This is a genomic window from Plesiomonas sp., assembly GCF_051650925.1.
Lineage (GTDB): Bacteria > Pseudomonadota > Gammaproteobacteria > Enterobacterales > CAMTGL01 > Plesiomonas.
The window spans coordinates 1-1891 of record NZ_JBOFRH010000553.1; the positions used below are offsets into that span (position 1 = coordinate 1).

Annotated in this window: 3 protein-coding genes; 2 read left to right on the forward strand and 1 reads right to left on the reverse strand. The window is 48.2% G+C overall.

Features of this window, described 5'->3' with window-relative positions; translation table 11 throughout:
• Nucleotides 1-116, reverse strand: a 116-nt coding sequence (locus tag ACRC27_RS13195; RefSeq protein WP_438640086.1) for a LysR family transcriptional regulator, incomplete at its 3' end; no start/stop codon positions are given.
• 735 nt (nt 117-851) lie between these two features.
• Here ACRC27_RS13195 and ACRC27_RS13200 point away from each other — a divergent pair.
• Both ACRC27_RS13200 and ACRC27_RS13205 read left to right on the forward strand, forming a co-directional pair.
• Entirely contained in the window at nt 852-1592 is a 741-nt protein-coding gene (locus tag ACRC27_RS13200) for a 1-acylglycerol-3-phosphate O-acyltransferase (protein ID WP_438640085.1), read from the forward strand.
• 132 nt (nt 1593-1724) lie between these two features.
• A partial coding sequence (locus tag ACRC27_RS13205) for a twin-arginine translocation signal domain-containing protein (RefSeq protein ID WP_438640087.1) occupies nt 1725-1891 on the forward strand: 167 nt, incomplete at its 3' end.

A 1891-nucleotide genomic window follows, 5' to 3' on the forward strand; every position in this document is an offset into this window, starting at 1 on the left:
AATTGTTGAGATAATGCCGATTGGGTAATAAACGCTTTATTCGCGGCTTTACTGAGATTTTGTTCTTGATACACCAGACTAAAATAATACAGTTGCTTTAAATCAGTTAGCCGCATACATCCCTCGGAGTAACATGAATCTGGGTGAGATAAAATCCTGACTCAGTCTATAACACAAATATCGGGCTCAAAAGGGTATAACGGCGCATAAAAAGCACATCGCAGTGTAATCAAAGATAAAATATGGACTCTCAGTGATCCGCCTTGTTAACAAAGAAAAATCCACCCACAGCTTACAGATGAACTTCGCTAAATATGAAATAAATGGCGAAAATGCTAACAAAATAGAGTGTTGCCGTGTAAATATTGTCACCCAGTAAAAATATGCAGTTTTGCTGGGTGATTATGAATTTTCTCGATTTATCTCCCAGTATGTCGGGGAAATAATTTAATCATTGCGCTGAGCAGGTTAACTATTTTATTACGCATCCAAGCTGAATATAAATGTGCCTACGTTAGCGGCTTGCACCGAAATAATAGCAAAGACTGGGGCGCCGAATTAAGGCAGTGAGGCTGAGCGAGAGAATAGAGATAACGAGCCTGATGGTGCGCGAATGGATGATTCGGCTCTCAATGCTTAGATCTCGGCGATGTTTACTGCGTTGTATTGCGAACTCTATGTCACGAACGTTGACTCATGTATTAGCGGGCTGCGTAGCGAGGGCGACCACGCTTTATCTGTCACTTCGGTAGAGCATAAAGCGCGGGCGCGCAAGCAAAACTCTGTAGTTGAGCGATGAGTTTTTTGCTGAAGTGGTTATACTAGCGCACAGCTGTAAGCCTGAGGTGATTATGCTAGTTGTAGTTCGCGCCATTATTGTATTGCTGTATGCGTTGCTGCTGTGTATCGGTGGCAGTTTATATTGTCTGTTTAGCCCTCGTAATCCACGTCATGTGTATACGTTCGCCCATCTGTTTAGCAAATTAGATCGGGTCATGGGACTGAAAGTTGAGCGTCGTTTCCCGCAAGGGTTCGAGCAATTCGGTGACAGCGTGTATATCGCCAATCACCAGAATAATTACGACATGGTGACTGTCTCGGGCATGGTGTTGCCGCGTACGGTGACGGTGGGTAAAAAGAGCCTGCTGTGGATCCCGTTCTTTGGTCAACTGTACTGGCTCACCGGTAACATTTTGATTGATCGAAATAACCGTAGTAAGGCGCATGACACCATTTCTCAGGTGGTAGACAAAATCAAAGAGCGCAATATTTCGGTATGGATGTTCCCAGAAGGAACCCGTAGCCGTGGCCGTGGTTTGTTGCCATTTAAAACCGGGGCTTTCCATGCGGCGATTGCTGCTGGAGTGCCGGTGGTGATTGTGTGCGCCTCTGAGCAGCACAACAAAGTGAATCTGAACCGTTGGAATAACGGGCATGTGATCGTTGAGATGTTGCCTCCTATCGATACTACCGGTTACACCCGTGAAAATGTGCGTGAGCTGGCGGCGCTGTGTCATCAGATGGCGGCCGATAAAATTGCGCAGTTGAATGCCGAAGTGGCCGAGCGCGAACGTCAAGGTCGCGCGGCGTAAGTCGTATCTTGCTTGCCTTGGCAGGCTATCGTGGTTTATTCATGCGCGCCGGCTCCTCGGTTCGTCGCCAGCGCGGGCTGGTGATGGGACCGCCGAGGGCTGGCGCGGGATCATTTTGTTTTCGGAGATATCATGGCTCTCAGTCGTCGACGTTTTTTACAGCTGACCGGAGCATCTGTGTGTGCCGGGGCTGTCTATCCGGCACTGAAACTGGAGGCGGCAACCGGGCCGTCTCAGCCATTACCCATCCCTCCTTTGTTGGAGTATCGGCATGGGCGGCCATTATTTCTGACCCTACA

What these genes read in the sequence shown, in the direction of transcription:
- ACRC27_RS13200 (WP_438640085.1), top strand. Translation starts at nt 852, where the DNA reads ATGCTAGTTGTAGTTCGCGCCATTATTGTATTGCTGTATGCGTTGCTG.